This window comes from Candidatus Desulfolinea nitratireducens (assembly GCF_982879505.1).
Genome location: NZ_CEYOSI010000145.1, coordinates 4,403 through 9,042 on the forward strand (window position 1 = coordinate 4,403; position 4,640 = coordinate 9,042).

4 protein-coding genes are annotated in these 4,640 nt (G+C 50.4%); 3 read left to right on the forward strand and 1 reads right to left on the reverse strand.

Translation table 11 applies throughout. The features are described from left to right. The 3 genes from AC3DOM_RS12415 to AC3DOM_RS12425 form a co-directional block, all read left to right on the forward strand. Positions 1-673 (forward strand): ABC transporter ATP-binding protein (locus tag AC3DOM_RS12415; RefSeq protein ID WP_487919364.1); only part of this gene is annotated, 673 nt, incomplete at its 5' end. Next, on the forward strand, positions 666-1,697 hold the full coding sequence (locus tag AC3DOM_RS12420; protein ID WP_487919365.1) for an ABC transporter ATP-binding protein: 1,032 nt from the start codon (positions 666-668) through the stop codon (positions 1,695-1,697). The genes AC3DOM_RS12415 and AC3DOM_RS12420, both read left to right, overlap by 8 nt. A gap of 291 nt (positions 1,698-1,988) precedes the next feature. After that, positions 1,989-3,350 (forward strand): FAD-dependent oxidoreductase, encoded by a 1,362-nt coding sequence (locus AC3DOM_RS12425; protein ID WP_487919366.1) that lies wholly within the window; start codon positions 1,989-1,991, stop codon positions 3,348-3,350. Between the two features lie 157 nt (positions 3,351-3,507). Here the strand turns inward: AC3DOM_RS12425 and AC3DOM_RS12430 are convergent, their stop codons facing one another. Beyond that, positions 3,508-4,572, reverse strand: coding sequence for a CehA/McbA family metallohydrolase (locus AC3DOM_RS12430; RefSeq protein ID WP_487919367.1), 1,065 nt, complete (start codon positions 4,570-4,572; stop codon positions 3,508-3,510). Positions 4,573-4,640: the final 68 nt, after the last annotated feature.

Consider the following 4,640-nt stretch of genomic DNA (forward strand, 5'->3'; position numbering starts at 1 on the left):
CCTCCCGATCGGCGAGCAGGTTTCCGAGATCCTCACCCGCCATAAGGGCCTCCCCAAAGAAGAAGCCCTGGAGCGAGCGATCAGACTGCTCGGTCATGTAGGCATCCCGGATCCCGAGCTGCGGGTGAAGAATTACCCGTTCGAGTTCTCAGGGGGCATGCGCCAACGGGTAGTGATTGCCATCGCTATTGCTTGTACGCCAAAAATTGTAATCGCTGATGAACCTACCACGGCGCTGGACGTCACCGTGCAAGCTCAGATCGTCGATCTCTTTAAGCAGCTTCGTCAGGACCTTGATGTGTCGATCATCTGGATTACGCATGACCTTGGTGTTGTCGCTGGGATCGCGGACCGGGTGCTGGTGATGTACGGCGGCCGTCCGGTAGAAGTTGCATTGGTGGACGATCTTTATGATAACCCGCGGCATCCTTACACAACCGGGTTGCTCTGCGCTTTGCCGCGACTTGATTCGGTAGCATCAGATCGCTTGGAATGCATCCCGGGCGCTCCACCAGACATGCTCCAACCGCTCGTACATTGCCCGTTTGCCTGGCGCTGCGATTATGCATTCGAGCGTTGTTGGGAAAAAATCCCACCACTGATTTCAGTTGGTGAAAAACACAAGGTGGCATGTTTTTACGATCTAGAGAAGGCAGGACCGCGTGATGTCTGAAAATGGTTTATTAATTCGTGTTAGAGACTTAAAGAAGCATTTTCCGATCATGGGTGGCTTGATTATCAGCCGCAAGATTGGGGTGGTGAAAGCTGTGGATGGCATTTCCTTTGACATCCACCAGGGTGAAACACTAGGGCTGGTAGGGGAGAGCGGTTGCGGGAAATCAACCGCTGCACGCGCCATCCTGCAGCTGCAAAAACCAACCGCCGGGCAGGTCTTCATTGAAGATCATGATCTGACAGCTCTGGATGCGGATCAACTGCGTAAGCTGCGCCCCCGTATGCAAATGATCTTTCAGGACCCCTATGCCTCGCTTAACCCGCGCCATTCTGTGGGAAAAATCATCAGCGAACCGATGCTCATTCATAATACGGCTAAAAAAGGATCAGCTGAACTTGCGGATCGCGTTTCCGAACTGCTTGAATTGGTAGGGATGGATCCCGCCTATGCAAAACGTTTCCCCCATGAGTTCTCAGGTGGACAACGCCAGCGGATCGGCATTGCACGCGCCCTGGCCCTCGATCCTGACTTCATCGTTTGCGATGAGCCCATTTCGGCCCTGGACGTCTCGATCCAGGCGCAAGTCGTGAATCTAATGCAAGATATGCAGGAACAACTTGGATTGGCTTATCTCTTTATTGCTCACGACTTGAGCATGGTGAAGCATATCTCACACCGTATCGCAGTCATGTACTTAGGCAGGATTATGGAGTTGACGGACCGCGAGTCGCTTTTCGACTCCCCGCTGCATCCATATACCCAATCCCTCAATTCGGCTGTCCCCATTCCAAACCCCAGGCTGGAGCGAAAAAGAAAACGGTTTATCTTGATAGGTGAGCCGCCAAGCCCGGCAGATCCGCCGTCTGGTTGTGTGTTTCATCCTCGTTGCCCCTTAGCAATCGATGTCTGTATTCGTGAAGTGCCTGAGACGCGGGAAATCCGTCCCGGACATCTGGTACACTGCCACATCGCTGATGAACGGGGCAGCAGTATAATACCAGAACAATCCCTCAAATCGTAATTCTAGAAGAACAGTCGCCAATGATCGAACATCTTGAGTCTGCCTGTCTGGCTGCCAATTATGCTCAAGTGTGATTTTGTTCCCCTCTATCCTGGAGAATTCGCATATCTAGAATTGTTTTACAAAACACATTTCATCTATGGAGACCTACCTCCGGCGTCATGCCCAGCCCCCCAACTGACAGTGATTTGGCCCCATGTTGTACTGGCCAAATGTCCGGGTGAGGTCATCCAAACGATTATGAGGTAAGGCGATCACATCCTGCCTTCTATTATCCAAGGAGAAGCAGCAATGAAACAGATAAAAGAGGTGTCTAGAGTGGTGCCAGTCATGGCCGAAACTGATGTGCTGGTTATAGGGAGCGGCCCGGCGGGACTTGCGGCCGCGCTGAGCGCCGCCCGAGAGGGCGTAAGCACAATGCTTGTTGAGCGTTATGGCTGTTTTGGGGGTGTCCTCACCCAGGTTGGCGTCGGAAGTATGTCCTGGTACCGTCATGAGGGTACCACCGATGTAGAAGGTATCGGCATCGAGTTCGAAAGAAGAGCCGTAGAACTCAGCAATGCCTGGTATGAACCAATGCATCCGCGTGTTACCTTGATCCAGCCGGACCTTTTCAAAGTTGTGGCTGACCGCATGATACAGGAAGCCAGTATTGTCCCATTGTTACATTGTTTAGCGGTCGAGACATTGATGGATGGCAACACCATCAATGGGATTATCACAGAAAGCAAATCCGGACGGCAGGCCATCCTTGCCCGGCGAGTGATTGATGCCACTGGCGATGCGGATATCGCCCATTTATCCGGTGCCCCCATTCATAAAACGCCCGTCGATGAGATGATGGGAGTCACGGTCATGTTCTCTTGTTCTAATGTGGAAAAGGCCCGTTTCTACGATTATTTAAAGGAGAATCCCAAAACATATAAAGATTGGAGTGATAATTGGGCTATGGAGACTTCCGGTAAGGAAGATGATATGCCCACGTATTTCCTTGATGAACCTTTCAAACGGGCGCGTGAAGATGGGCTGATCCCCAAGGATATGAAGAGTATCGCCGGATCAGTGGGTCTGGTCACAGATACGGGTGAAAACCTTGGCATGAATTTGATCTACATGTTCGGTTATGACTGCACGGATGTTTGGGATCTGACCAAGGCAGAAATTGAAGGCCGCCACCAGGCCATGCTGGCGATTGAAGCGCTAAGGCGATACACCCCGGGATTCGAGAATGCCTATCTCCGGACCTTTGGTATGACCTTGGGAACTCGAGATTCGAGGAAAATAATTGGGAGGACATCCCTGACCGGGCATGATGTCCGCAACCAGGCGAAATTTGAAGACTCGATCGGCATTTTCCCGGAATTCATCGATGGCCATCGTCTGCTGATTTTGCCCACCACGGGACGATATTTTCAGGTTCCCTATGGGGTCATTGTTCCGCAAAATATCGACAACTTGTTGGTTGCAGGACGCTGTACATCCGGGGACCAGATATCGCATGGTGCCATGCGCAATATGATGGCTTGTGTAGTCACCGGTCAGGGTGCAGGGGTTGCTGCAGCACTTTCCCTCAAGGATGGCGTCACTACAGCCGCTGTGGATATCAGCAGGGTCCAGAGCGCTCTGAAGAAACAGGGCGTCCGCATCCATTAGAAATCCTGTCAGGATTATCTACAATCCAGACCTTATGGCCGATGGGCCTATCAACGTGATAAGGGCGCGATGAAACCACCAACGAGTCCTATTTTCACGACTCGTTGGTGGTTTCATAAGAATTTTCGGGGCTTTCAATGAAATTTATTGTGATGATCTAGCCAGGGTAGAAATCTGAGTAGAGGTTGAGTTTTGGCTTTCGAAGAGGGCCAACATAGATTGGGTTAGTGATCGCTAAAACATCCCCTTCCAGGTCGGTAATAAAGAGACTGTACCATACGGATGCTTTTGAATTAACCCTATCAGCGAATTTTACATCGGTTGCTTCACCATCGAGTTGTTTTTCTGCAATCACCTCACCACACTTGATAAGCTGAACCTTAATCCCGGCAGGTTTATTCGTTACGGTAGCAGAAAATTCAATATCACCGCTTTGTTCCCCCATGTCATCACCGATCATATAGTCTGATCCATCCAGACTGGCCAGGAATGTCACTTTAGGACCTTTGGTTACATAAGCACGACCCTGTTTTATTCCTTCCAATATTCCATCAGTCGATAACTCTCTGGCATATACATAAGTGGTAGGCATCCCCAACCTCTCTCCAGGCAGCCCATGCTCAGTTCTGGGCGGATAATGATAATCACTACCACCGATGCCTGTAATCCGATGACCGGCATTCAGCCATGATATCCACATTTTGACTGCATCTGGATTGCCGGTTACGTTGCCAGGCCAGTAGAGGTCGTTCCAGATCTCAAGGCAGTGTAAATATCGAAGATCTGTCGATCCGAATTCCCATGCCCAGGGAGGCAGGCAGGGATGGTTGATTGACGTGATCAACCCATCCGACGTAAGCTGCTCCAGCAGCGCGGCGACATCTGCATCATCGCCATCATCCAGCTTGGAAGGAACAATCTCCACGATTCCTTCCATCCAATCTTCCCAACCATGTAGTCCAAAGAGGTTAAAGTGCCCCAGACGAAAGGACACTTCGAGGCCAGGAATCACGAGCGTATTAAGATCCTCTTCCAGCGATTTGAAGGCTTCGATCGTATTGTGGTCGGTGATGGCGAAAAAATCCAGCCCTTCAGCTTCGGCGATACGGGTTACTGTTCCAATAGGGTAATCCCCGTCAGAACAGGTGGAGTGGACGTGAAAATCACCACGATACCAACCTGGCTTATCCTTAATAATATTTGAGAATGAGAAATCAGACATTCGAAACTCCTTTAAATTAGCAAATATGTTTTTATGATTTTGGGGAAGTTTTTGGATGGGACTCTGGG